1 protein-coding gene and 1 pseudogene are annotated in these 1810 nt (G+C 43.9%); both read left to right on the top strand.

Translation table 11 applies throughout. From position 1 onward, the window contains the following. A pseudogene (locus A3757_RS27060) lies at nt 1-195 on the top strand (IS3 family transposase); the annotation flags it as partial. Nucleotides 196-259: 64 nt separating this feature from the next. Beyond that, complete coding sequence (locus tag A3757_RS20130; RefSeq protein WP_068515142.1) at nt 260-1759, top strand: glutamate--cysteine ligase; 1500 nt, start codon at nt 260-262, stop codon at nt 1757-1759. Nucleotides 1760-1810 lie beyond the last annotated feature (51 nt).

Below are 1810 nucleotides of genomic sequence, written 5' to 3'. Positions count from 1 at the left end.
CGGCATAGTCGAATTAACTTTGTTACCCCAGAGCAAAGGCACTTAGGTCTGGATGAAGAAATATTATCGAAGAGGGATGAGCTTTATCGCAAGATGAAAAGAAAGAACCAAATAAGGTGGTCAAAAGCTACGCGGAACTGGGAGAAAGTGGGTGACGTTAAGTTGAACCCGGAGAAGGAAAAACAAGCAGCTTAAATGCTCAGGCGACAACTACCTTGAAAAACGCCGAGAAAGCACCATTGATACAGAGTACGGATAGATGGGAATTGATATAGATAAGAGCAGTTTTGCAGAAAGTGATTATCGAGACTTTGAAAAAAAACTGCAGACCAACCTTTCCAGCTTGAGCTCCCTATTGTCACAGACAGGCTTTGGAAAAAAGAAACCGGGTAGTGCTATTTTGGGTGCCGAGCTCGAAATGTATATTGTTGATAGCAAGGGAGAGCCCTTGTTGCTGAATCAAGAAATCTTAGATGCTGCTGATGACAAACAACTGACTCTGGAGATTAACCGCTATAACCTGGAATATAACCTGACTCCATATTCCCTGTCGGATGCGCCGTTTAAGTCGACAGAAAATGAGATTTGCCGCCAGCTGTCGAAGCTAAATGATATTGCTGCAAAATATGAAGGTCGCATATTTCCTGTCGGTATACTTCCTACGCTGGATAATTCTCATTTCGGGCCTGTTTGTATGACGGACCGCCAGCGTTATAGAACCTTGGTTGAGCAATTGTTTGAACGTCGTGGGCGTGAATTTGAAATTGATATTAACGGTAGACCTCCTTTACAAATGGATATGCAGGACGTTACCTTGGAAGGTGCGAATACTTCATTCCAGATTCATTATCGAGTCGACCCTGAAGACTATGCAAATACCTTCAATGCCTTTCAAATGGTGACGCCTTTAGTGTTAGCTTTAGGTGCTAATTCACCCGGTTTATTTGGTCACGACCTCTGGTGTGAAACACGAGTACCTTTGTTTAAGCAGTCTATCGATACGCGAATAAAAGATAGATACCGATGGAACGAGCCTTCTAGGGTAAGTTTTGGGCAAGGCTGGGTACGCCGCTCTGCTTTGGAATTATTTCAGGAAACAGCTTCGATATTTTCACCTTTATTGCCAATATGCAGTGAACAGGACCCAGAAGCCCAGATGGCAGAAGGGAAAGCACCTAGCTTATCAGAGTTGCGACTTCATCAAAGCTCTGTTTGGTTGTGGAATCGACCGGTATATGACGATGCTGATGAAGGCCATTTACGGATAGAACTAAGGTCTTTGCCCGCTGGGCCCAGCGCGGTTGATATGGTTGCCAATGCAGCACTGTATATCGGTCTGGCAGAGTACTATCGCGACAAAATGAATGAGCTGATGCCTGCTTTACCTTTTCATTTAGCGGAGTTTAACTTCTATCGCGCCGCGCAATTTGGCTTGGGTGCACGAATCGTTTGGCCAGACCCTCAGCGTTCAGGTTGTCGTGATCAGCCCATTATCGATATTCTTTCCCAAAGCATTGATCATGCAGAGCAGGGCTTGCGTAGTATCGGTGTTGAAGATGAGGAAGCAGGCTATTATCTATCCATTGTTAAAAAGCGTCTTGAGTCAAAGCAGAACGGAGCAGTATGGCAAAGAGAGAGAACCGCTTATTATCAGAATGAAAAGTCTTATAGCTCTGACAAAGCAAGAAAAGCAATGCTAGAAGACTATATTGCTTACAGCCTAGACAACATTCCAGTGGGTGAATGGCCTTTAACGTAACAATTATTGGATATAAGAATGAGTATAGAGTTAAACAGATTTTGTGACCCA

It is taken from the genome of Oleiphilus sp. HI0117 (genome assembly GCF_001635235.1).
This window is presented reverse-complemented; position numbering and strand designations above follow the sequence as displayed.

Coding starts and splice junctions, on each gene's coding strand:
- A3757_RS20130 (WP_068515142.1), top strand. CDS start 260: ATGGGAATTGATATAGATAAGAGCAGTTTTGCAGAAAGTGATTATCGA.